Annotated in this window: 19 protein-coding genes; 8 read left to right on the top strand and 11 right to left on the bottom strand. The window is 69.2% G+C overall.

Features of this window, described 5'->3' with window-relative positions; genetic code table 11:
* Nucleotides 1-8: 8 nt before the first annotated feature.
* From FL625_RS08040 to bchF, 7 genes are all read right to left on the bottom strand, one after another.
* Entirely contained in the window at nucleotides 9-1,442 is a 1,434-nt protein-coding gene (locus FL625_RS08040; RefSeq protein ID WP_149588145.1) for a PucC family protein, read from the bottom strand.
* On the bottom strand, nucleotides 1,439-2,107 hold the full coding sequence (bchM, locus tag FL625_RS08035) for a magnesium protoporphyrin IX methyltransferase (protein WP_149588144.1): 669 nt from the start codon (nucleotides 2,105-2,107) through the stop codon (nucleotides 1,439-1,441). Before bchM ends, FL625_RS08040 begins: the two co-directional genes overlap by 4 nt.
* Nucleotides 2,107-3,009, bottom strand: coding sequence for a ferredoxin:protochlorophyllide reductase (ATP-dependent) iron-sulfur ATP-binding protein (gene bchL / locus FL625_RS08030; RefSeq protein WP_149588143.1), 903 nt, complete (start codon nucleotides 3,007-3,009; stop codon nucleotides 2,107-2,109). The genes bchM and bchL overlap by 1 nt, the downstream gene beginning before the upstream one ends.
* Nucleotides 3,010-3,130: 121 nt before the next feature.
* The gene (locus FL625_RS08025; RefSeq protein WP_149588142.1) at nucleotides 3,131-6,715 is read right to left on the bottom strand and encodes a magnesium chelatase subunit H; all 3,585 of its coding nucleotides are present in this window, start codon (nucleotides 6,713-6,715) and stop codon (nucleotides 3,131-3,133) included.
* Nucleotides 6,705-8,258: a ferredoxin:protochlorophyllide reductase (ATP-dependent) subunit B gene (gene bchB, locus FL625_RS08020; protein WP_149588141.1), complete on the bottom strand. Its 1,554-nt coding sequence runs from the start codon at nucleotides 8,256-8,258 to the stop codon at nucleotides 6,705-6,707. The genes FL625_RS08025 and bchB overlap by 11 nt, the downstream gene beginning before the upstream one ends.
* A gap of 181 nt (nucleotides 8,259-8,439) precedes the next feature.
* The gene (locus tag FL625_RS08015; RefSeq protein ID WP_149588139.1) at nucleotides 8,440-9,711 is read right to left on the bottom strand and encodes a ferredoxin:protochlorophyllide reductase (ATP-dependent) subunit N; all 1,272 of its coding nucleotides are present in this window, start codon (nucleotides 9,709-9,711) and stop codon (nucleotides 8,440-8,442) included.
* Nucleotides 9,708-10,205, bottom strand: a complete 498-nt coding sequence (bchF, locus tag FL625_RS08010; RefSeq protein WP_149588138.1) for a 2-vinyl bacteriochlorophyllide hydratase — start codon at nucleotides 10,203-10,205, stop codon at nucleotides 9,708-9,710. Before bchF ends, FL625_RS08015 begins: the two co-directional genes overlap by 4 nt.
* Nucleotides 10,206-10,616: 411 nt before the next feature.
* Between bchF and FL625_RS08005 the strand changes: the two genes are divergently transcribed.
* The 8 genes from FL625_RS08005 (at nucleotide 10,617) to idi (ending at nucleotide 19,136) form a co-directional block, all read left to right on the top strand.
* Nucleotides 10,617-11,372: a hypothetical protein gene (locus FL625_RS08005; protein WP_235019356.1), complete on the top strand. Its 756-nt coding sequence runs from the start codon at nucleotides 10,617-10,619 to the stop codon at nucleotides 11,370-11,372.
* A complete protein-coding gene (gene ppsR, locus FL625_RS08000) occupies nucleotides 11,356-12,762 on the top strand; it encodes a transcriptional regulator PpsR (protein ID WP_235019355.1) in 1,407 nt (468 codons plus the stop codon). Before FL625_RS08005 ends, ppsR begins: the two co-directional genes overlap by 17 nt.
* Before the next feature lie 87 nt (nucleotides 12,763-12,849).
* Nucleotides 12,850-14,517: a magnesium-protoporphyrin IX monomethyl ester anaerobic oxidative cyclase gene (bchE, locus tag FL625_RS07995; RefSeq protein ID WP_149588132.1), complete on the top strand. Its 1,668-nt coding sequence runs from the start codon at nucleotides 12,850-12,852 to the stop codon at nucleotides 14,515-14,517.
* A complete protein-coding gene (gene bchJ, locus FL625_RS07990; protein ID WP_149588130.1) occupies nucleotides 14,517-15,092 on the top strand; it encodes a bacteriochlorophyll 4-vinyl reductase in 576 nt (191 codons plus the stop codon). Before bchE ends, bchJ begins: the two co-directional genes overlap by 1 nt.
* A 120-nt stretch (nucleotides 15,093-15,212) precedes the next feature.
* On the top strand, nucleotides 15,213-16,112 hold the full coding sequence (gene chlG / locus FL625_RS07985) for a chlorophyll synthase ChlG (protein WP_149588128.1): 900 nt from the start codon (nucleotides 15,213-15,215) through the stop codon (nucleotides 16,110-16,112).
* Complete coding sequence (locus FL625_RS07980; protein WP_149588126.1) at nucleotides 16,109-17,395, top strand: BCD family MFS transporter; 1,287 nt, start codon at nucleotides 16,109-16,111, stop codon at nucleotides 17,393-17,395. The genes chlG and FL625_RS07980 overlap by 4 nt, the downstream gene beginning before the upstream one ends.
* A 2-nt stretch (nucleotides 17,396-17,397) precedes the next feature.
* The gene (locus tag FL625_RS07975) at nucleotides 17,398-18,576 is read left to right on the top strand and encodes a geranylgeranyl diphosphate reductase (protein WP_149588125.1); all 1,179 of its coding nucleotides are present in this window, start codon (nucleotides 17,398-17,400) and stop codon (nucleotides 18,574-18,576) included.
* Nucleotides 18,567-19,136, top strand: coding sequence for an isopentenyl-diphosphate delta-isomerase (idi, locus tag FL625_RS07970; RefSeq protein ID WP_435532702.1), 570 nt, complete (start codon nucleotides 18,567-18,569; stop codon nucleotides 19,134-19,136). Before FL625_RS07975 ends, idi begins: the two co-directional genes overlap by 10 nt.
* Nucleotides 19,137-19,152: 16 nt before the next feature.
* On the opposite strand, the gene bchO is transcribed toward idi, so the two are convergent.
* Genes bchO through crtA form a run of 4 tightly spaced genes read right to left on the bottom strand, consistent with a single transcriptional unit; the run spans nucleotide 19,153 to nucleotide 23,462 of the window.
* Entirely contained in the window at nucleotides 19,153-20,040 is an 888-nt protein-coding gene (bchO, locus tag FL625_RS07965) for an alpha/beta fold hydrolase BchO (RefSeq protein WP_160147751.1), read from the bottom strand.
* A 1-nt stretch (nucleotide 20,041) separates the two neighbouring features.
* Entirely contained in the window at nucleotides 20,042-21,694 is a 1,653-nt protein-coding gene (locus FL625_RS07960) for a magnesium chelatase subunit D (protein ID WP_149588123.1), read from the bottom strand.
* Nucleotides 21,694-22,743: a magnesium chelatase ATPase subunit I gene (gene bchI / locus FL625_RS07955; RefSeq protein WP_149588121.1), complete on the bottom strand. Its 1,050-nt coding sequence runs from the start codon at nucleotides 22,741-22,743 to the stop codon at nucleotides 21,694-21,696. The genes FL625_RS07960 and bchI overlap by 1 nt, the downstream gene beginning before the upstream one ends.
* Nucleotides 22,740-23,462, bottom strand: a complete 723-nt coding sequence (gene crtA, locus FL625_RS07950; protein ID WP_149588120.1) for a spheroidene monooxygenase — start codon at nucleotides 23,460-23,462, stop codon at nucleotides 22,740-22,742. The genes bchI and crtA overlap by 4 nt, the downstream gene beginning before the upstream one ends.
* Nucleotides 23,463-23,464: the final 2 nt, after the last annotated feature.

Genomic DNA, 23,464 nt, shown 5'->3' with positions numbered 1-23,464 from the left:
CTCCGTTGTCAGGTTGGGAATTCGGTCAGCCGCAAGCCTGGCTGGCCTTGGTCCGGTTTGGATTGGGGAACGCCGATCCGGACGAGCGGTCCAAGCGCGGCGAGGGTCAGGAAGAGAAGCGCGATCTCGACGTGGTAGACCACGGTGTAGCCAAGGCTGACATCGTGCACCGGGCCGAAGAGGCCCCCGTCGACAAGGTGGTTGACGGCATCGCGCAGGATGCCGCCGGTCAGGATGGCAAGCCCCGCGGCGGTGGCCTGGGCCGATCCCCAGGCGCCGAGGATGAGGCCCGAGCCAAGCGCGCCCTGCGTGCGGGCCATGGCGGCGTTCAGGGTGGAAAGCCCGAAGACCCCGTTGCCAAGCCCGATGGTGAAGGCGCCGACGTAGAACAGGGGCCAGCTTTCCAGCGGGCTGGCGAAGATCACTGCCGAAAAGGCGGTGATACCGATCAGGAGGCCTATGGACACCTGCCGGTAGGGATCGGCTCCGCGACCAAGGCGGCGGGTGGCCCAGAGAAAGCCGCACAGCGCCCCAAGCGCCCACATCGCGGTCAGGACGGTGGTGGCCGAGACCGACAGGCCCAGGACCTGGCCGCCGTAGGGTTCGAGGAGCACGTCCTGCATGTTGAAGGCGAGCGTCCCGAGGAACACGACGACCAGCAGGCGGCGCGCGCCGTCCTGCTGCATCAGGTCCCTCCAGGCGCCCTTGAACGAGGGCCGCGGCGCCTCGCGTTCGGCCCTGGACATGGGGCGGACACGCTCTTGCTTCCAGAAGGCGATGATGTTGAGGATCAGCGTCGCCGCGCCGCAGCCCTGCACGACCTGCACCAGCCAGAGCGGTTCGTAGTTCCTGAGGAGCAGCCCCACGATCAGGGCCGAGATGCCCATGCCGGTAAGGTAGAGGATGTAGAGCATGGCGACGACGCGGGGCCGCGTCTCCTCGGTCGCGCGGTCGGCGGCGAGCGCAAGGCCCGCGGTCTGGACCATGTGCATCCCGAGGCCCGCCATCAGGAAGGCCAGGGCCGCAAGGACTTCGCCCGCCCAGGCGGGCCCCTTGAACTGGTCGCCCGACAGGACGATCAGCGCGAAGGGCATGACGGCAAGGCCCCCCATCTGCCAGAGCGAGCCGAACCAGAGATAGGGGATGCGCTTCCAGCCGAGCGCGGAGCGGTAGGTGTCCGACCGGTGGCCGAGAAGGGCGCGGAACGGGGCGACGAGGACCGGGATCGAGATCATCAGCGCGACGACCATCGCCGGCACCGACATTTCCACGATCATCACCCGGTTCAGCGTGCCCAGAAGCAGCACCTGCGCCATGCCGACCGAGACCTGGAACAGCGCCAGCCGCCAGAGTTGGCCCAGCGGCAGGTCCTCGGAGGCCGCATCCGCGAAGGGCATCCAGCGGGCCCCGAGTTTCGCGATGTCCTTGCGGCGCAGGATCATGACCGATGCTCCAGACATTCCGAGATGTAGAAGCCCGAGGTGATGCGACCGACCCTGGCCAGGGTGCCGGGGCAATGCCGCGCAAGGCGGGCCGCGTCGTGCGGGACCATGGTGGGCGAGCGGTCCGAGCGAGGGAAGACCTTGCCCAGCGTCCAGAAGGCCATCAGGAAGGGCGTGCGGGGCGCGACGGTGAAGACGATGGACTGCGCGGTGCGGGTGGCGAGGTTGCCCACCACGCGGCCGATGTCGGCGTCGCGGTAGTAGATCAGGCTGTCCATCGCCATCACGAAGTCGAAGCGGCCGAGCGAAGGGTCCGACATGTCCCCGGCGCGGAAGTCCACGCTGTCGGCGAGCGCGGGGTGCAGGCGGCGCCGGGCGATGTCGATCAGCTGGGGCGAGATGTCCACGCCGACCACCTGCGCCCCGCGCTGGGCAAGTTCGGCGGCCATCGCCCCGGTGCCGCAGCCGGCATCGAGGACCCGCGCGCCGCGCAGATCCTCCGGCAGACGCGACAGCATCAGGGCACGCATCCGGTCGCGGCCCTTGCGCACGGTTTCGCGGATGCGGCTGACCTTCTCATGGCTCGTCAGCCGCTCCCAAGTCTGGGTCGCGGTGCGGTCGAAATAGGTTTCGACGCGGTCGCGGGTGAGGCCGTAGTCGGACATCAGTCGAATCCCAGCAGTTCGAAGATTTCGCGGTCGGGCAGCGGTTCTGGCGAGGAGCCCTCGCCGCCCACGGACCGCCAGAGCGTGTCGGCCAGCCGCAGGTATTCGGCGCGGGCGGCCAGGATGTCGGGCTCGTCGTCCATCTCGAACAGCGTCTTCTTCTTCAGGCGCGAGCGGCGGATGGCGTCGATGTCGGGCATGTGGGCGAGGCGGTTGAAGCCGACGCGCTCGCAGTAGCGGTCGACCTCGTTGGTCTCGCGGCTACGGTTGGCGACGCAGCCGGCGAGGCGGACCTTGTAGTTGCCGGACTTGGCCTGCACCGCGGCGATGATGCGGTTCATCGCGTAGATCGAGTCGAAGTCGTTGGCGGTGACGATGACGGCGCGGTCGGCGTGCTGAAGAGGGGCCGCGAACCCGCCGCAGACCACGTCGCCGAGCACGTCGAAGATCACCACGTCGGTGTCTTCCAGCAGGTGGTGCTGCTTCAGCAGCTTCACCGTCTGACCCACGACATAGCCGCCGCAGCCGGTGCCGGCGGGCGGTCCCCCGGCCTCGACGCAACGCACGCCGTTCCAGCCCTCGGCGATGTAGTCCTCGGGGCGGAGTTCCTCGGCGTGGAAATCGACTTCCTTCAGGATGTCGATCACGGTGGGTTGCAGGCGGCCGGTCAGGGTGAAGGTGGAATCGTGCTTGGGGTCGCAGCCGATCTGGAGGACACGCTTGCCCATGACGGAGAAGGCGGCGGAGAGGTTCGACGAGGTGGTGGACTTGCCGATCCCGCCCTTGCCATAGACGGAGAAGACCTTGGCGCCCTCGATCTTGAGCGCGGGGTCGAGGTGGACTTGCACCGAGCCTTCGCCGTCGAGGCCACGGAGGTTCGGGATTTCGTCGCGCGGGCTCATGCGGTGGCCCCTTTCATGGGTGAGACCCCGCCCCGGACTTGATCCGGGGCCTCTGGGTGATGCGGGAGGCCCCGGGTCGGGCCCGGGGCGGGTTCGGCTTGGGGAAGGGTGTGCGCTTGCGTCATTCGGCGGCGATCCCTTCCAGGCGATCCTCAAGCTCGTCCGCGGCCTGTTGCAGCGCGGCGAGCGTGGCGGGATCGGGTGTCCAGTAGGCGCGGTCCGAGGCTTCCAGGAGGCGCTGGGCCATGCGCGAGGAGGCTTCGGGGTTCAGCGCGGCGAGTCGGCGACGCATGGCCTCATCCGTGACGAAGGTCTCGGTCAGGCGCTGATAGACCCAGGGTTCGACGGTGCCGGTGGTGGCCGACCAGCCGAAGGTGTTGGAAATCTGCGCCTCGATCTGGCGGACGCCCTCGGCGCCGTGGCGCAGGAGGCCCTCGAAGAATTTCGGGTTCAGCGAGCGCGCGCGGGTTTCCAGCGCGATCTGGTCCGACAGCGTGCGGACCACGCCGCCGCCGCGCGTCTGATCGCCGATATAGACCGGCGTGTCCTGCCCGCCGCGCGCCCGCTTCACGGCGCGGGCGATGCCGCCGAGCGTGTCGAAGTAGTGATCGACCGAGGTGACGCCCAGTTCCACGGATTCGAGGTTCTGGTAGGCGAGGTCCACGTCCCGCAGCGCCTTCTGCAACAGCGCGGGGTTGCCCTTGGCCTTGCCGTTCACGCCGTAGGCAAAGCTCTTGCGGTTCTGGTAGGCGTCGGCCAGTTCGTCTTCGTCCCCGAAGGCAGAGGAGCCGACCAGCACGTTGACGTTCGACCCATAGGCGCCTTCGGCGTTGGAAAAGACGCGGAGGGCGGCGGTTTCCATGTCCACGCCCATCTCGGCCGCATAGGCCAGCGCATGGGCGCGGATGAAGTTGAGATGTTCGGGTTCGTCCGCGGTGGCGGCCTTGTAGGCGGCTTCGGCGAGCATTCTCGTCTGGAGGGGGAGAAGGTCGCGGAAGATGCCGGAGAGGGTCATCACCACGTCGATCCGCGGGCGGCCGAGGTCTTCCAGCGGGATCAGGTCGGCCCCGGCAAGGCGGCCGTAGCTGTCGAAACGGGGCTTCGCGCCGATCAGGGCAAGGGCCTGGGCGATGGGGCCGCCGTCGGACTTGATGTTGTCCGAACCCCAGAGGACGAGGGCCACGGTGCGGGGCAGGGTGGGGTGCGTGGCGAGCAGGCGGTCGGCCTGGGCCTTGCCATCGGCCAGCGCGAAGGCGGTGGGCATGCGGAACGGGTCGAAGGCGTGGATGTTGCGGCCCGTGGGCAGGATCTGCGGCGAGCGGATCAGGTCTCCGCCGGGGACCGGAGAGATGAAGCGGCCGGAGAGGGCGCGGAGGAGGGCGGGGATTTCGGTTTGGGTCTGGAGGTGCTGGGCTGCTTGGGCGCGGGCCTCTGCGTCGTCGGGCATCAGCGCGAGGTATTCGGCGCGCTGGGCGTCGGTGAAGGGGCGGCCGAGGACGTGGAGGCCGTCGGTGATCAGGGCGCCTTCGGTTTCCAGGAGTTTCAGCCAGAGGGTTTCGAGGTCGAAGGCGTCCATGTCGACGGCCTTCGCCTGTTCGGCGATGAGGAGGCTCAGGTCGTCGCGGTCGGGGGCGTCCGGCGAGAGCGCGCGGAAGCGGGTGAGGCTGTCTTTCAGGTCCGCAAGCCCCTTGTAGAGGCCGGATTGCGCGAGCGGCGGGGTCAGGTGGGTGACGGTGACGGCGTTGGACCGGCGCTTGGCCAGCGTCGCCTCGGACGGATTGTTCGCGGCGTAGAGATAGACGTTCGGCAGGTTGCCGATCAGGCGGTCGGGCCAGCATTTCTCGCTGAGGCCCGCCTGCTTGCCGGGCATGAATTCCAAGGCGCCATGCATGCCGAAATGGAGCAGCACGTCGGCGCCGAAATCGCGTTTCATCCAGTCGTAGAAGGCGGTGAAGGCGTGGGTGGGGGCGAAGCCTTTCTCGAAGAGAAGGCGCATCGGGTCGCCTTCGTAGCCGAAGACGGGCTGGATGCCGACGAAGACATTGCCGAACTGACGCCCGAGGACGAAGACATCGGCCCCGTCCGATTGCGCGCGGCCGGGGGCGGGGCCCCAGACCTTTTCGGTCTCGGCCAGCCAGCGGCTGCGGCGGACGATCTCGCGTGCGGGGATGCGCGCGGCGACGTTGGCGGGCTGGCCGAAGGCTGCGGCGTTGCCGTGCAGGACGGCGTCGCGGAGGGCCTCGACCGTGTCGGGCGGGGCGACGTCATAGCCCTCGGCCCGCATGGCGTGGAGGGTGTTGAGCAGGCTTTCGAAGACGCCGAGATAGGCGGCGGTGCCGACAGCCCCGGCATTCGGCGGGAAGCCGTAGAGGACGATGGCGACCTTGCGCTTGGCGACCTCGGACCGGCGGAGCGAGGCGAGGCGGAAGACCTTTTCGGCCAGCGTCTCGATCCGTTCCGAGCAGGGGGCCATCACGCGCGAGGTCGCATCGGCGGGGGCGGGGCAGTTCCTGGCGCAGCCGGTGCAGCCGCCGGCGTCGTGGCGGCCGGCGAAGACGGTGGGGTTGGTCGCGCCGTCGATCTCGGGCAACGCGATGAGCATGGTGGTTTCCACCGGGCCGAGGCCGCCGTCGGTGGCGGCCCATTGGCCGAGTGTCTGGAATTCGAGCGGATGCGCGGCGACGTAGGGCACGTCGAGGGCTTCCAGCGCGGCGATGGCGGCGGGGCTGTCGTTGTAGGCGGGGCCGCCGACGAGGGAGAAGCCGGTGAGGGAGACGAGGGCGTCGATCCGGCCGCCCGACATGAAGGCGTCGATGGCGGGGCGTCCGTCGAGGCCCGAGGCGAAGGCGGGGACGCAGGCAAGGCCACGCGATTCGAGGGCGCGGATGACGGCGTCGTAATGCGCGGTGTCCGAGGCGAGGATGTAGGAGCGCAGCATCAGGAGGCCGACGGTGGCCACGGGCTGATCGGGGCGCGGAAGCTGGGCGGGGTCGGTGAAGACGCGGGCCGGATGGTCGGGGTGGTAGAGGCCGACATCGGGGTAGTCCACGGGGGCGGCGGCCTTGACCTTGCGCCAGTCGCGATTGGGCGCATAGCGGCTGACGAGGAAGCGGACCATGCTTTCGATGTTGTCGTCGGACCCGCCGAGCCAGTACTGCATCGACAGGAACCAGGCGCGCATGTCCTGGGCCTTGCCGGGGATGAAGCGGAGGATCTTCGGGAGCCGGCGCAGCATCGCCATCTGCTTTTCGCCCGAGGAGCCGGAGGGGGATTTGGTGCCGCGCAGCTTCTTGAGGAAGGCCATTGCCCCCGAGGCCGGGAGCGACATGTCGAGGTCGCCCATTTTCGTGAGTTTCACGATCTGCGGGTCGGAGATGATGCCGACGCAGGCGTCGAGCTGGTCGCGGCGGGCCTGGATCTGGGGAAGGATCCGGGTGAGGTGTTCTTCCAGGAAGATCAGGTTGGCGACGATGATGTTGGCTTGCGCTATGTCGGCGTGGGCGCGGGCGAGGGCGGCGGGGTTCTCGGCCCATTCGGCGGCGGCATGCACGGAAATGGCGATGCCGGGAAAGTCTTTCGCCAGCCGTCCGGCGACGCGCTGGGCGGGGCCTGCGGCATGGGCGTCGAGGGTGACGATGACAAAGCGGTAGAGGTCCGCCGGGGCGGTCTTCTTCAGGTCCGGCGATGTGTAGCGGTCATCGCGCATAATGGGCCTTGGCCTCGTAGAGGGTTTCGATGCTGATTTGCGTCACGCCCTTCTCGGCGGCGTATTTCTCGGTGTTGCGGCGGGCCTTGGCGCGGACGAAGAAGGGGATCTTCTTCAGCTCGCGTTCGGCATCCGGCAGCCAGTGGAGCGCCTGGGCCAGGGCCTGTGCGGCCTCGATCATCTGGGCGGCGGCGTCGGCGGTGGGTTCGAGGATCGGGGCGGGCGGTGGCGCGGCCTTCCCGCCATGGTGGCTGGGGCCGGCGGCGTCGTGGAACTCGAAATCCTCGCGGAACATGGTGAGGAGGTGTTCTTCGAGGCCCATGACGAGGGGATGGATCCAGGTGTCGAACAGGACGTTGGCGCCCTCGAACCCCATCTGCGGCGAGTAGCGGGCGGGGAAGTCCTGGACGTGGACCGGGGCCGAGATCACGGCGCAGGCGATGCCGAGGCGCTTGGCGATGTGGCGTTCCATCTGCGTGCCGAGGATCAACTCCGGTGCGGCGGCGATGATGGCGGCCTCGACCTCGAGATAGTCGTCGGTGATCAGCGCCTCGAGGCCGTAGTCCTTCGCGGCGCTGCGGACGACCCGGGCGAATTCGCGGTTGTAGCAGCCAAGGCCCACGACCTCGAAGCCGATCTCGTCGCGGGCGACGCGGGCGGCGGCGATGGCGTGGGTGGCGTCGCCGAAGATGAAGACGCGCTTGCCGGTGAGGTAGGTGGAGTCGACCGAGGCCGACCACCAGGGTTGGCGGAGGTTCCGTTCATCCACCTTGGCGCTGACGCCCGCGAGGGCGGCGACCTCGGCGATGAACTCGCGGGTGGCATGGGCACCGATCGGGATGATTTTCGTCCAGGGCTGGCCGTGGGTCTTTTCCAGCCAGCGGGCGGCGCCCTCGCCCGTTTCGGGGTAGAGGAGGACGTTGAAATGCGCGGCCGGAAGGCGGGCGAGATCCTCGGGCGTCGCGTCGAGAGGGGCGGCCGCGTTCACCGCGATCCCCATCTGCGCGAGGATGCCGGTGATCTCGGCCACGTCGTCGCGGTGGCGGAAGCCGAGGGCCGTCGCGCCGAGGATGTTGCAGGAGACCTCGGCGGTCCGGTCGCAAGGCCGGGCCAGGGCGCGGGTGAGGGCGAGGAAGGTCTCGTCCGCGCCGAAGTTTTCCTTGCGGGAGTAGGAGGGCAGGTCCAACGGCACGACCGGGCAGGGCAGGCCCAGGGTCGAGGCTAGGCCGCCGGGGTCGTCCTGGATCAGCTCGGCCGTGCAGGAGGCGCCGACGATCATCGCCTGCGGCTGGAAGCGGTCGAAGGCCCCTTGCGCCGCGCGTTTGAAGAGCGTGGCGGTATCGGCGCCGAGATCGGAGGCCTGGAAGGTGGTGAAGGTGACCGGCGGGCGGTGGTTGCGCCGCTCGATCATCGTGAAGAGGAGGTCGGCGTAGGTGTCGCCCTGCGGGGCGTGCAGGACGTAGTGGACGCCCTTCATTCCCGTGGCGACACGCATCGCGCCGACATGCGGGGGGCCTTCGTAGGTCCAGAGGGTCAGCTTCATAGCCTGGCCCCCTTGGTCGATGGTGCGCCTGGGGCCGGCCGGGTGCCCCCCCACCCCATCCCTCCCCCACCGGGGGGGAGGGAGGCGCGGGTTGCGGCGGTCTCGGCCGACCGGATGCGGCAGGCGGCTCCCCTCCCCCCGGTGGGGAAGGGATGGGGGTGGGGGGCGTGCCGGAGAGCGGTCATTCTGCGGCCCCCTGAAGCAGCGCGCGGCGGCGGAGGGGGCGGGAGAAGAGGCCCGCAAGGTCGCCGGCCTGTTCGTAGAAATGCACGGGCGTGAAGACCAGTTCGATCGCCCATTTCGTCGCGTGGCCGGCGGCTTCCAGCGGGTTGGCAAGGCCAAGGCCGCAGACGGTGAGGTCGGGGTTGAGTGCGGCGTGGCGGTCGAGCTGGGCGTCCACGTCCTGACCTTCGGAGAGGACCGTGTTGGGCAGAAGCGCGAGTTCCGGTTCCATCAGGCCGCGGTGGAGGTAGGGGGTGCCGACCTCGACCGGCACCATGCCGCATTCGCGGGCGAGGAAGCGGGCCAGCGGGATTTCAAGCTGGCTGTCGGGGAACATGAACAGCGTCTTGTCGCGCAGCGTCTCGGCATGGGCGGCGACGGCCTTGCGGGCGCGGGCACGCGGGGCGGCGGTGACGGACTCGAAGGTCTCCAGGGTGACGCCCTGGGTCTTGGCAACGGCGCGGAGCCAGTCGGTCGTGCCTTCCTCGCCGAAGGGGAAGGGGGCGCTGATGCGCTGGGCGCCCCGGCCTTCGAGGGCATGGGCGGTGTCGGCCAGGAAGGGCTGGGTCAGGACGAAACGGGTATTCGGGCCGACCTTCGGCGCGCCGGAGGCACGGCGGGAGGGCAGGAACGCCACGTTGCCGATGCCCATGGCGGTGAGGAGCGACAGGCATTGGTCCTCGACCACGTCGGGCAGGGCGCCGACGACGAGGAGGTTCGCCTCGGCGGTTTCCTCCAGGCCCGGGACCATCGCGGCAAGGCAGGCATCCTCGCCCTGGGTGAAGGTCGTCTCGATGCCCGAGCCCGAGTAGTTGTAGACCCGAACCGAGGGTCCGTGGCGGGCGTTCAGGCGTTCGGCGGTGCGCGAGAGGTCAAGCTTGATGACCTCGGACGGGCAGGAGCCTACCAGGAAGAGCTGGCGGATGTCGGGACGGCGGGAGAGGAGGCGTTCGACCTCGCGCTCCAGCTCGACATGGGCGTCGGCGAGACCGGCGAGGTCCTTTTCTTCCAGGATCGCTGTGCCGAATCGCGGCTCGGCGAAGATCATCACCCCGGCGGCCGATTGCAGGAGATGGGCGCAGGTGCGGGAGCCCACGACGAGGAAGAAGGCGTCCTGCATCTTGCGGTGCAGCCAGATGATCCCGGTGAGGCCGCAGAACACCTCGCGCTGGCCGCGCTCGCGCAGGACGGGGGCGTGCAGGCAGCCGGTGGTGGGGGTGTCGAGGCTCATGCCGGCTGGCCCTCCGGTTCGGATGTGTCCAGACGGGCGCGGCGCAGCTTCAGAAGGAACTGGGTCGCGTTGACGAAATAGGTCGCATAGGCCGCGAGCGTGACCGCCATCAGCTGGTGCGGCGTCAGAAGGCCCGTAAGCAGGCCATAGAGATAGAGGCTGTGCAGCCCGATGACGGCGAAGCTGACCACGTCCTCCCAGAAGAAGGCCGGGGCAAAGAGGTACTGGCCGAAGACCACCTTCTCCCAGATCGCGCCGGTGACCATGATCGTGTAGAGAAGCGCGGTCTTGGCGAGGATCGAGACGGTCGCGGCCTGGTAGCCTTCGCCGGTTGCGAGATAGCGCAGGACGAGGACCAGCGACACGGCGCAGACCAGGAACTGCACCGGTGCAAGCACGCCCTGGACCAGGGTCCAGACGGTCGCATCGCGCCGGGCACGCTGGCTGGGTGTGTACAGCGGGCGGCGGCGCGGGGCAGAGGCAGTCGCGGACATCCTAACGCCTCGAGTTCAGCCACATTGACATCAAACCTAGTCAGGCCGCATTGTCTGTCAACGTAAATTTACACTACTTCGCGACCCAGACGCATGACCGGGCGAACGGATTATCGTGATGATCGTCGCGCTGCGACACAAAATATCATTGTAAGACAATACTTTAAATGGATCCAGCGCGGCTGGCGGGTTCGGAGTGTCAATTTTTATGGACATAAGGTGTGGATTGGAGTGTCATGAAATACGCGAGTCGCGGTCTTCTCATTGCCAGGGGGCAATGGTAAAGTGGCCGGGCATCAGCGCCACCGCACGGAAGGGTTGCCGATGCGTGACAACGGAATATCCGATGCCGAGGTCGACTGCGGTCATGATACCTTTGCCGGCCTTGCGCGGGAGGCGCTGAACCGTTTGGTGTCGGAGCGCAGCTGTCAGAACGTTTCGGTCAGGCGCGAGCATCTGGACCACTTGATGCAGGTTCTGGCGAAGCACCGGGCATTCGACGCGACGCAGGTCCTCGACGAGATGGGGCTGTTGCGCATCGACCCGGCCACCGTCGCCTGCGCCTATGTGCCCGAGGCGGCACGGTCCCTGGGCGAGCAGTGGGCGGCCGATCAGGTCAGCTTCGTCGATGTGACGGTGCGCGTCGAGCGGCTGCACGAACTGGTCCGCCGGGTGGACGAGATCCTCGATGTGGCCAGCCCGATTTCCGGGCCCACCGCGCTGGTGCTGGTGGCCGAGGCCGAGCAGCACACCTTGGGCGCCTTCGTCGTGGCCCTGCGCCTGCGGGCGGCGGGATGTGGCGTCGTGGTCCGGGTGGCGCCGGTCGCTGCTGAATTGACGCAGCTGCTTGCGGCGAACCGCTTCGACCTGGCGCTGGTGTCGGTCGGCTGCCAGGCGGCGCTTGAGTCGGGCGCTGCGCTGGTCCGCACGCTACGGCTTCTGTCGCGGGCCGAGATGTGCATCTTCGTGGGGGGGGCGATCCCGCTTCCGGACGACGGATTGCTGCGCGAAACGGGCGCCGACCGCGTCCTGCGCGATGTTTCTGCACTGCTCGCGGAGTTTGAGGAGTGCAAGCAGGACCTGACACTTGATCGTGGGGTGCGCAAGACCCTAAAGCTGCGCAGAATGTCTGCCGCGAAAGGGGATGGAGTTGAAACGTCACGGTGACTTGGGATCGGACGCGGGTGCCGTCTCGGGCGAGGTTCGGGCCGTCCTGGACCTGCTGGGCGCCGCGTCCGATCTTGTGCTGGTCATCGGACCTGACCGCGTCGTCGAAAGCGTCGTGGCGAACCCGCAATCCGGACTGGCAGGGTTGGCGGTCGGCTGGGAAGGCCGCCCGCTGCAATCCCTGTTCGCCGAGGACAGCTGGGCCAAGCTGAGCGCGCGGCTGGACCAGCCGGACGGCGGACCGGCGATGGAGCTGAACCACGCGGGGCCCATCCAGTACGAGTTTCCTGTGCGCTACACCCTGCGCAGCTGGCAGGGGAAGGTACTGATGATGGGGCGCGACCTGCGCCCGCTGGCCGAGGTGCAGCAGCAACTGGTGCTGGCCCACCGCGCGATCGGGCGCGACCACGAGGCGCAGCGCGAACTGGAAACGCGGTATCGGGTGCTGATGGAGGAGAATTCCTTCCCGCTTATGATCGTGTCCGAGACCACGGGGCGGATCGTCGATCTGAACAGTTCGGCCGCGCGGCTTCTGGGGGCGGCGCGGAACGACCTGCTGAACGCGCCCGTCGCGCAGGAGTTCGACGGCCGGCGGCGGGGCGAACTGATCGAGTCGCTCTCGCGCAATGCGACCAGCGACGCCACAAGTTACCTGGACCTGACCGTCCGGCGCACGGCGCAGCGGGTGAAGATCAACGCCAAGCTGTTCCGCGCCGCGCGCGACCGGCTTCTCCTGTGCCGGATCGGCCTGTCGGAAAGTGCCCAGTCGCAGGAAAGCGACCGCAGCCTGATGTTGCAGAACCTGTTCGAGAAGGGCACCGACGCCATCGTCTTCCTGGACGGCAACGGCACGATCAAGGCCGCGAACGAGGCCTTCCTGAACCTGACCGACAGCCACAGCCAGTCGGTGGTTATCGACCGGGCCTTTTCCGATTTCCTGTCGCGCGGCGCGGTGGACCTGAAGGTGCTGCTCGACAACGTCAAGCGTCTGGGCCACCTGCGGCACTACCGGACCCGGCTGAACACCGATTACATGGGCGAGGTCTCGGTCGAGCTGTCGGCCAGCCTGTTCCAGGACCGCGGCAAGCAGATCATCGCCATCGTCGCCCGGGATTCGGTGCTGAAGGACAGCATCGTCTGGCCCTCTGCCCCCGGCGCCGAGAACGAGGGCCTGCGCAACGTGATGCGGCTGGTCGGTTATTCCACGCTGAAGGAGATCGTGGACGAGACGACCGAGATCATCGAGAAAATGTGCATCGAGGCGGCGCTGGAAATGTCCGGCAACAACCGCGCGGCGGCGGCCGAGCTTCTGAGCCTGTCGCGCCAGTCGCTCTATGTGAAGCTGCGCAAGTTCGGCATCCTCAACAAGGAATCCAGCGACCAGGCTTGATCTGGGTCAAGTCGCGCTGACGGAAATCTGTCAATCTGGATTGACACCGCTGCTCCCGGCGGGTGCCTTGGCATAGAAGGGGCCGCCATGCGTATCGTCTTCATCCATCCGAACTATCACTCCGGCGGCGCCGAGATCGCGGGGAACTGGCCCCCGGCCTGGGTCGCCTATCTGGCGGGCAGCCTGAAGCGGGCGGGGTTTCAGGACATCCATTTCCTCGATGCGATGACCTATCACCTGGGGCCGGAGGTGCTGCGGGCGAAGCTGGCTGAGTTGCAGCCCGACATCGTGGGGGTGACCGCGATCACGCCCTCGATCTACGAGGCCGAGGAGGTCTTGCGGATCGCGCAGGAGGTGGTGCCGGGGGCGCTGCGGGTCTTGGGCGGGGTCCATGCGACCTTCATGTTCCGGCAGGTGTTGAGCGAGGCGCCCTGGGTCGATGTGATCGTCCGGGGCGAGGGCGAGGAGATCATGGTCGCCCTTGCCGAGGCGGTGCGGGATGGCCGCTGGCCTGCGGATCGTCGCAAGATCAAGGGTTTGGCCTTTGCGGAGGGTGGGGAGATCGTGGCGACGCAGGCCGCCTCTACCGTCAAGGACCTGGACGGGATCGACCCGGACTGGTCGATCCTGGACTGGGACAGCTACATCTACATCCCCCTGGGCGTGAAGGTCGCGATCCCCAACATGGCGCGGGGGTGCCCGTTCACCTGTTCGTTCTGTTCGCAATGGAAGTTCTGGCGCGACTATCGGGTGCGGGACCCGAAGAAGGTCGCCGACGAGATCGAGCGGCTGGTTACCGATCATGGCGTGGGCTTCTTCATCCTGGCCGACGAGGAGCCGACCATCAACAAGAAGAAGTTCGTGGAGTTCTGCCAGGAGCTGATCGACCGGGGGCTCAACAAGCGGGTGAAGTGGGGGATCAACACGCGGGTCACGGACATCTACCGGGACCGGGATCTCTTGAAGTTCTACCGCGAGGCGGGGCTGGTCCATGTCAGCCTCGGGACCGAGGCGGCGGCGCAGCTGAAGCTGGATCTGTTCAACAAGGAAACCACCGTCGCGCAGAACAAGGAGGCGATCCGGCTGCTGCGCGAGGCGGACATCTTCACCGAGGCGCAGTTCATCGTCGGCCTCGACAACGAGACGCCCGAGACGCTGGAAGAGACCTACCGGATGGCCTGGGACTGGCAGCCGGACCTGGCGAACTGGTCGATGTACACGCCCTGGCCCTTCACGCCGCTCTTCCAGGAAATCCGCGATCAGGTCGAGGTGTTCGACTTCTCGAAATACAACTTCGTGACGCCGATCATGAAGCCCGCCGCGATGACCCGCGGGGCGCTGCTGGAGGGGGTGCTGAAGAACTACCGCCGCTTCTACATGAAGAAGGCGCTGTTTCATTACCCCTGGAGGGGGACGGGGTTCCGGCGGCGGTATCTTCTGGGGTGCCTGAAGGCCTTCCTGAAGGCGGGGGTGCGGCGCAGCTTCTATGACCTTGGCAAGCATGGCTATTTCAGGCCGGTGAAGCGCGACAACCTGGAATTCGGCTTCGACACGACCCGTACCATCGCCGAGGCGCAGATGGCCGACTGGGAGGCCAGTGCCGACCGCGCCGCGCGGGCAGCGGAGCGGCGCGCTGCGGTGAAGGCGCAGATGAAGGCCCGTTCGGACGACCGTGCGGCCGAGCGCGCGGTGCCGGACCTTGGGCCGATGGCTTGCGGCGGGGGCCGCGAGCAGATGCAGGAGCCGGCGGAGTAATGGAGCCCGGCCGGATCGGCCCCAACGCGATCCTGCAACTGGTCGATGTGCTGGAGCGGCGCGGCGAGGGGGCGCTTCTGTCCGCCGTGCTGGCCGAGGCACGGGTTCCCCGTCCCCCGCGCGATGCCGGGATGCTGCCCGAGGCCGATTGCGCGGCGGTGCATCAGGCGCTGCGGCGACTGTCTCCCTCCGCCGGGCAGTTGCTGGAGGAGGCGGGCACGGCGACAGGGGATTACATCCTGACCTACCGGATTCCGAAACTGGCGCAGCGCGCCTTGCGGCTGATGCCGGGCGCCCTGGCCGCGCCGGTCCTGACGCGGGCGATCGCGCGGCATGCCTGGACCTTCGCGGGGACCGGGCTCTTCCGGGTAGAGGCGTCGCGGCCCCTGGTCCTGTCGGTCGCGCGCAATCCGCTGGTGGCGGGCTGGCGGGCGGAGCGCCCCCAGTGCATCTGGCATGTCGCGGTGTTCCGCAGGCTCTACGGGCGGCTCGTCTGGCCGGGCGTCGAGGTGCGCGAGACCGCCTGTTGCGCCTGCGGCGATCCGGCCTGCCGGTTCGAGCTCATTGCGGGCTAGCCCCCCCACCCCCCCATCCCCTCCCCACGAGGGGGAGGGGAGGCGCGATGCGCGGCGGTGCGGCAGGGGCGCGGCAATGTAATCCTTGCCAGACTCGAAAGTGTCAGGCTTAATTGACACATGAGCGACGCACTCATCCACCCCCCGCAAAGCTGGCCCGAGCCGCGCGCGATGCTGCGGCTGATCAAGCCGATCACCTGGTTCCCGCCGATCTGGGCCTTTCTCTGCGGCGCGGTCTCCTCGGGCGTGCCCCTGGGCGCGAATTGGGGGACGGTGCTTCTGGGCATGGTGCTGGCCGGCCCCATCGTCTGCGGGATGAGCCAGGCCGCGAACGACTGGTGCGACCGGCATGTGGACGCGATCAACGAACCCGACCGGCCGATCCCCTCGGGTCGGATCCCCGGGCGCTGGGGCCTCTGGATCGCCCTGGCGATGACGGTCCTGTCGCTGGCGGTGGGCTGGCTTCTGGGACCCTGGGGCTTCGGGGCGACCGTGGTCGGGGTGATCGCGGCCTGGGCCTATTCGGCCGAACCCGTGCGGTTGAAACGGTCGGGCTGGTGGGGGCCGGGGCTGGTGGGGCTGAGCTACGAGGGCCTGCCCTGGTTCACCGGTGCGGCGGTCCTGCTGGGCACGGGGCCGCGGTTCGAGAACCTGGTGATCGCGGGACTTTACGCCTTCGGCGCGCACGGCATCATGACGCTGAACGATTTCAAGGCGCTGGAGGGCGACCGGCAGCACGGGGTGCGCTCTCTGCCCGTGGTGCTGGGGCCGGAGGTGGCCGCGAAGATCGCCTGCACGGTGATGGGCATGGCGCAGGTGCTGGTCGTCTGCCTGCTGGCGATCTGGGGCAAGCCCTGGCATGCGCTGGCGGTGCTGGCGGTGCTGCTGGCCCAGGTCGCGGCGATGCGGGTGCTGTTCCGCGACCCGAAGGGCAAGGCGCCCTGGTACAACGGGACGGGCGTGGTGCTCTATGTCACCGGCATGATGATTTCCGCCTTTGCGATCCGGGGGTTGGCATGACCTTGTCCTGGGTTCAGATCGCAAGGCTCGGGCTGGTGCAGCTGTGCATCGGCGCGGTGGTGGTGCTGACGACCTCGACGCTGAACCGGCTGATGGTGGTGGAACTCGCCCTGCCGGCGATGCTGTCGGGGGCGCTGGTGGCGCTGCATTCCTTCGTGCAGATCACCCGGCCGAGCTGGGGCTTCCTGTCGGACGCGCAGGGCAACCGGACGCGCTTCATCATCGGCGGGATGGCGGTGCTGTCGGCGGGGGCCGCGCTGGCATCCTGGCTGGTGGCGCTGGGCATTGCCGGGCATGGGGTCGGGCTGGTCCTGTCCGTGCTGGCCTATATTCTGATCGGGATGGGGGCGGGGGCCTCGGGGACCTCGCTGCTCGCGCTGCTGGCAAGCGGTTGCGCCCCCGGCCGGAGGGCGGCGGCGGCGACGATCACCTGGCTGATGATGATCTTCGGGATCGCGGTGACATCCGGGGTCATTGGTGCACTGCTGGACCCGTATTCTCCGTCCCGGCTGATGGCGATTGTCGCGGTGGTGACGCTGGGGGCGGTGGTCCTGACATCGCTTGCCATCTGGGGCATCGAGCGGCGGGTGATCCCGGCGCGGCTGCCCGACGAGACCCCGCTGCGGCAAGGCCTGGCCGAAGTCTGGGGCGAGCGTCGGACGCGGGTGTTCACGCTGTTCATCTTCCTGTCGATGACCGCCTTCTTCCTGCAGGAGCTGATCCTGGAACCCTATGCGGGCCTGGTCTTCGCCTATACGCCGGGTGCGTCCACAAGCCTTTCGGGGGCGCAGCACGGCGGGATGTTCGTGGGCATGCTGGCCGTGGGCATCGCGGTATCCGGGTTGAAGATCGGGTCCCTGCGAGCCTGGGTCGTGGGCGGTTGCCTCGGGTCGGCATTCATGCTGGCGGTGATCGCGGTGCTGGGGCAGGTCAGCGTCGATCTGCTCACACCGGCGGTGGCGGTGCTGGGGGTGTTTTCCGGCATGTTCGCCATCGCCTCGATCGGGGCGATGATGCAACTGGCGGGTCAGGGCCGCGCGGGGCGCGAGGGGACGAGGATGGGCGTCTGGGGTGCGTCGCAGGCGATCGCGCAGGGCCTTGGCGGGTTCGCGGGCGCGGCGCTGGTCGATGCGCTGCGGCTGGCGGGGTCCACCGCCAATGCCTTCGGGATCGTCTTCGCGCTGGAGGCGCTGTTGTTCCTCGCAGCCGGGCTGATGGCCTGGCGGATCATCGACGGGGGCCGCCTGCGCGCGCCCGCGCCGAACCTAGTTCCGGGAGAATAGGCATGTATGACGCATTCGTGGTGGGCGGTGGACCTTCGGGCGCGACAGCGGCCGAGGATCTGGCCCGGGCGGGCTACAGGGTGGCCCTTCTCGACCGGGACGGGCGGATCAAGCCCTGCGGAGGGGCGATCCCGCCCCGGCTGATCCGGGATTTCGACATCCCCGATCGGCTGCTCGTCGCCCGGATCAGGACGGCGCGGATGATCTCGCCCACGGGGCGGGCGGTCGATATCCACATCGAGGGCGGCTATGTCGGCATGGTGGACCGCGAGGATTTCGACGAATTCCTGCGCGACCGCGCGCGGATGGTGGGGGCAGAGCGGCTGACCGGCACTTTCCTGCGGGTGGAGCGGGACGCCCAAGGGACTCATGTCGTCTGGCGCGAGAAGGCCTCGGGGCAGGAGCAGCGGTCCTTGTGCCGTGTGGTCATTGGCGCGGATGGGGCGAAGTCGGGGGTCGCGCGGGCCGAGGTGCCGGGGGGCGACAAGATCCCGTATGTCATTGCCTACCATGAGATCATCAAGGCCCCGGCGGACAATGCCGGCTATGACCCGGTGCGGTGTGATGTCGTTTACGATGGGCAGATTTCCCCCGATTTCTACGGCTGGGTGTTCCCGCATGGCGACAAGGCCTCCGTGGGCATGGGGACCGAGGACGGGGCGGTGGACCTGAAGAAGGCCACGGCGGATCTGCGGGCGATGTCGGGGTTGTCCGACTGCGAGACGATCCGGCGCGAGGGCGCCCCGATCCCGCTGAAGCCCCTGGACCGCTGGGACAACGGGCGGGACGTGGTGCTGGCCGGGGATGCGGCGGGTGTGGTGGCGCCGTCCTCGGGCGAGGGCATCTATTACGCGATGGCGGGGGGGCGGGCTGCGGCGACAGCGGCTCAGGCCTTCCTGCGGACGGGTCGGGCCAGCGAGCTGAAGATGGCGCGGAAGTTGTTCCTCAAGGAGCACGGGACGGTCTTCAAGGTCTTGCGGTCGATGCAGAATGCCTATTATCGCAGCGACGACCGGCGCGAGCGGTTCGTGAGCCTGTGCCACGACATCGACGTGCAGCGGCTGACCTTCGAGGCCTACATGAACAAGAAGCTTGTGGCGGCGCGCCCGCTCGCCCATCTGAAGATCGGGGTGAAGAACGTGATGCACCTGATGGGAGTGGTCAGTCCGAAATGGTCGTGATGGAGCCGATCGACCTGCCGATCCCGGCCTGGGGTCCCGACGGTGCCTTGCAGCCCGTGGGCAAGCTTGCCGTGCACCGGCAGGGTCTGCGGCATCCGGCGGTGTCGGTCTTCGTGCTGCGCGGGTCTGAGATCCTGATCCAGCAGCGGGCGGCGGGGAAGTATCACACGCCCGGGCTCTGGGCGAACACCTGCTGCACGCATCCGAACTGGGGCGAGGCCGCGTCGGACTGCGCGGTGCGGCGGCTGGGGCAGGAGCTGGGGATCACCGGGCTGGCGCTGCGGCATGTCGGGCAGGTGGAGTATCGCGCCGAGGTGCCGGGCGGCCGGGAGCCGCTGATCGAGCACGAGGTGGTCGAGGTCTTCGTGGGCGAGGCTGGCTGGCCCCTGGACCTGGAGCTTGACCCCGACGAGGTTCAGGCGGTGCGCTGGGTGTCGCTTGATGCCTTGCGGGCCGAGATTGCCGCCAAGCCGGAGGCCTTCACGCCCTGGCTGCGGATCTACCTGGAACGGCACGCTCCGATGATCTTCCGGGCTTCGGAGATCGCCGGTTCAGTCTGAGTTGACGCGCCCCGGATCAGGTCCGATGCGGAGTCCCGGTCGATCCGTCGCGCGCAAGCGTGTCCAGGATCAGGCCCGAGAGTCCGTCCGGTGTTTCCTCATGCGCAAGGTGGCCGAGGTTCGGCAGCAGGTGCAGCCTTGCGCCGGGGATGCGCCTGGCCGCATCGATGGAGACCTGGGCCGGGACGGCGCGGTCGCCTTCGCTGGCGATCAGGGTGACTTTCGTGGTCGTCTGCGGCAGGCGGTTCAGCAGGGGTTGCAGCCGCCAGTCGGCCATCATGCCGAGCACGCCGGTGACATGGTCGGGGTCGCGGACGAGCCTCAGGTATTGCGCGCGGCCCTCCGGGTCGAGGGGCGAGCCGGTGCCGGCAAGGATGCGGTCGACCGTGCCGGGGCGGCCGAAGAAGGCGGTGATGGCACTGGCCGCGAAGGGAAGGGTGGCAAGGCCCCTGGCGATGATCGGGAAGAGGAAGGCGGCGGCGCCGTCGAATTCCCCGAGTGCGGCGTTCAGGCCGATGACCTGCGGGACGGGACGCAGTTCGGCCATGCGCAGGCTGATCGCCGCGCCGGCGGAATGGCCGATGATGGCCGTGGGCCGCACTTGCAGCGTGTCGCAGAGGGTCCAGAGATCCTCGGCCATCGCGTCGAGGCCGAGGCGGCCCCGGAATCCTGCGGCCGAGCAGCCGTGGCCGGGCAGGTCGGGGATGACGGTGCGGTAATGCTGCGCCAGGCCGGGGGCGGTGCGGCGGAAGCTGTGGCCGGAGGCGCCGGTGCCGTGGAGGAGCAGGAGCGCGGGCGCCTCCTTCGGGCCGATGTCGGCGACCCAGAATCGGTGGTGGCCGGACTGGATCAGGCTTGATCGGGCCTTGAATGGCCAGTCGGCGGGCAGGGCGGCGGGGGTCATCTCAGGCCAGGGTTGCTGCAATCGCCCGGGCGTCGGCGCGGGGCAGGGGGACATAGCGGCTGTTCATCAGGCCGGACAACTGGGCCAGCGCCGGCTGCGGGCGGTTGGCGACATCCAGCGTGACGGCAGCGATGCCGGCAGCGCGGATGGCGGTGGCGATCTGTTCCGCGTCGGCTTGGGCCTGGGCGCGGTCGGGCTGGCCGTTCAGCGCGATATTGGCGCGGCCGTCGGTGAGGAGGGCGAGGCTGGGGGTCATCCCATGGCGTCTGGCGCGCAGGGCAGTGTCCAAGGCGGTGGCCAGACCCGAGGCGAGGGGGGTGCCGCCTCCCCCCGGCAGGCCGCGCAGCCGGGCCTTGGTGGTGGTCAGGCTGCGGGTGGGGGGGAGGATGAGTTCGGCCTGTGCCCCGCGCAGCACGACGAGGGCGACATGGTCGCGGCGGCTGTAGGCCTGGGCGAGCATCAGTTCGACAGCCCCCTTGGCCTCACCCAGACGGGCCATGGCCGAGGAGCCGGAGGCGTCGACGACGAAGATCAGGACGCGGTCGGACACCTCCTTGTAGCGCTTGAGGCGCAGGTCGGAGCGGTGGACGATCAGGGCGCGGTCGTGCTGGTCGGTCCGTTTGCGGAGGACCTGCCACGGGGCGGCCTGCCGCAGGGTGGCGACGAGGTCGATGCGCGAGCGGCCGTCGGGGCGGCCGGGTCTTGATGGAAGCGGGCGGCCGCGGCGGTTGCCCGCCTTGGCGGCGCCGGTGCCGGAGGCGCCACGGGCCGCGCGGGTGGCGCGGTCGGACTGGAGTTTCGCCAGGATGTCGGGCGGGAGGGCGGCCTGGGCGGCCTCGATCAGGAGGTCGGCGAGGGATTGGAGGTCTTGCTCTTGCGGCTGCTGGTCCGGCTGGTCCTGCTGGTCCGGCGGTGGTTCGGAGGGCTGGTCGGGCGGGGCCTCGGCCGCGGGCTGGGCTCGGTGGGCGAGGCCGAGTTCGGCGGCCCGGATCAGGTCGGCCTCGGTGACTTCGGCGCGGCCGTCGAGCGCCGCGATGGCGCGGGCGGCGCGGCGGGTGGTGAGGAGGGCTCGGGTCGAGGTGATGCCGAGGCGGGCGGCGAGCTGGGCAAGGGCCTGGGTCAGATCATCGGGCAGGGTGACGAGGTGGTAGAGGGTGCGGGCCTTGGCGAGGCGGCGGCGGCCTATGGGTCTGGGGAGCACGCGCGGGCTGCGCTCGCCGTCGAGAGTGACGAAAAGGCCGAGGCGGTCGGAAAGGGCAGAGGGGAGGCCCTCGCCGTCCTCGGCGGCCTCGTCCAGCGCGATCAGGGCGTGCTGGCCGCGGTCGAGGGCTTGCGCGAGGCGGGCGGTGAGGGAGGGGGGCGCGGAGTCCGCCATGGGGAGGATCAGGACCGCGCGGTCTGACAGGAGGCCCGGGCGGTGGACCGGGCGGCCGGCGGCAAGGGTGGCGGCGGGGTCGGGGCCGCCCAGCAGGGCGAGGTCGTCGATGCTGGCCGAGAGGCGGCGCTGAGGGCGGTCGAAGGGGGTTTCGCTCAGCGCGGTCGTGGCGATGTCGCGGATGGGGCCGGCGCGGGAGCGCAGCCAGAGGCCGCCAAGGCCCACCGGATCGACGGTGAGGATGCGCAGCGCGAGGGAAAGGCGCGCCCAGGGATCCATCAGGGCAGCGTTTCGCTGACGGCGCGGGCAACGCGGTCCGAGGCCCCGGCCTCGTCCAGCGGATCGCGGCGCAGGCGGTGGCCAAGCGCCATGGCGGCCACGCGGCGGAGGTGGTCGCGGGTGACCTTGGGCGCTGCCTCACTGGCCGCCAGCGCCCGGGCGGCGCGGAGGAGGGTGAGTTCCCCCCGCACGCCGTCGGAGCCAAGCGCGATGCAGAGGGCGGCGCAGTCTTCCAGCGCGGCGCGGGGCGTCTGGACCTTGGGCAGGGCGGCGCGGGCGGAAAGGATGGTGGCGCGGAGTCTGGCTTCCTCCGGTCCCCAGGTGGCGGCGAATGCGATGGGGTCGGCTTCGTAGGCTTCGCGGCGGAGGACCACCTCGACGCGGGTGGCGATGTCGCGGGGGGAGCGGACTTCGACCGAGAGGCCGAAGCGGTCGAGGAGTTGGGGGCGAAGGTCGCCTTCCTCGGGGTTGCCGCTGCCCACGAGGACGAAGCGGGCGGGGTGGCGGATCGACAGGCCGTCGCGTTCGACCACGTTCTCGCCGGACTGGGCCACGTCGAGGAGGAGGTCCACGATGTGATCCTCCAAGAGGTTCACCTCGTCGATGTAGAGATAGCCCCGGTTGGCGCGGGCGAGGAGGCCGGGCTCGAAGGCCTTGACGCCTGCGGCGATGGCGCGTTCGACGTCGAGTGCGCCGGTGACGCGGTCCTCGGAGACGCCGAGGGGCAGGTCCACGACCGGGGTGGGCTTGTCGATGACGGTGGCGTCGGTGATCGCGGCCCAGGCGGGGCACTGGTCAAGCGAGGCGCTGTTGACCGGGCAGGAGGCCACGGCGCGGATGGGGGGCAGGAGCGCGGCGAGGCCCCGGACGGCGGTGGACTTGCCGGTGCCCCGGTCGCCGAAGACGAGGACGCCGCCGATCATCGGGTCGATGGCGGTGAGGACCATCGCCAGGCGCATGTCGTCCTGGCCCACGATGGCGGTGAAGGGGAAGGGCGGCTTGCCGGTGGCGGCTTGCGCGGGGGCCTTGTCGCGGTGCAGCGCGGTCATGCGGCGTCCTTTCTTGCGTCCCAGGCCCCGGCGAGGGGGTCGGTGCCGTTCCATTTGCCTTGTGTCTCAAGGACATGGAAGCGGGCGTAGAGTTCCTCGGCGAACCAGCCGTTGTCGCGGGCGGCCTGCATCGCCTCGGCATGGGGGCCCATGTGGCGGGCGAATTCGGCCATCCGGGCGGCGTCGGGCCAGATCGAGAAGGTGACCTGATGCAGCAGCGGCACCTCGCCGATGCCGATCTTGAACAGCACATTCCGGTCCGCGCCGATCCGGGCCGAAATGTCGGGCACGCGGCGCCAGAAGGCGGGGGCGTGCTGCGGCTTGACCGTGGCGCGGGTCAGGGCGGCGATGGGGCCTGCCTGGGTCTTCGGGTCCACGGTGTCGGTCAGCGGATTCACGCCCGCCCAGCTGCCTCTGGCCGAGAAGGGGGCGAGGAAAACCGTCCAGTCCTCGGCCGCGCGGGCGCGCCAGCGGGTGATGACCCTGTTGGTGGCGATGTGGTCGCGGGCGCGGGCCAGGTCGGGCCAGACGGCGAAGATCGCCCAGACGGACCAGTTGGGTTTCGGGGTAAAGCCCTCGCCCGTGCCCGAGCCGCAGAGTTTCACGAACCGCGCCCCGGTCCAGAGACCGCGCGACCGCGCAAGCGCCATCTGCCCGATCACCCAGAGCCGGCTGGCCGGGGTGGAAAAGCGGAAGAGGCTGAGCGTGGCTACGGAAATGA

This window comes from Tabrizicola flagellatus (genome assembly GCF_008271465.1).
Taxonomy (GTDB): Bacteria; Pseudomonadota; Alphaproteobacteria; order Rhodobacterales; family Rhodobacteraceae; genus Tabrizicola; species Tabrizicola flagellata.
This window is presented reverse-complemented; position numbering and strand designations above follow the sequence as displayed.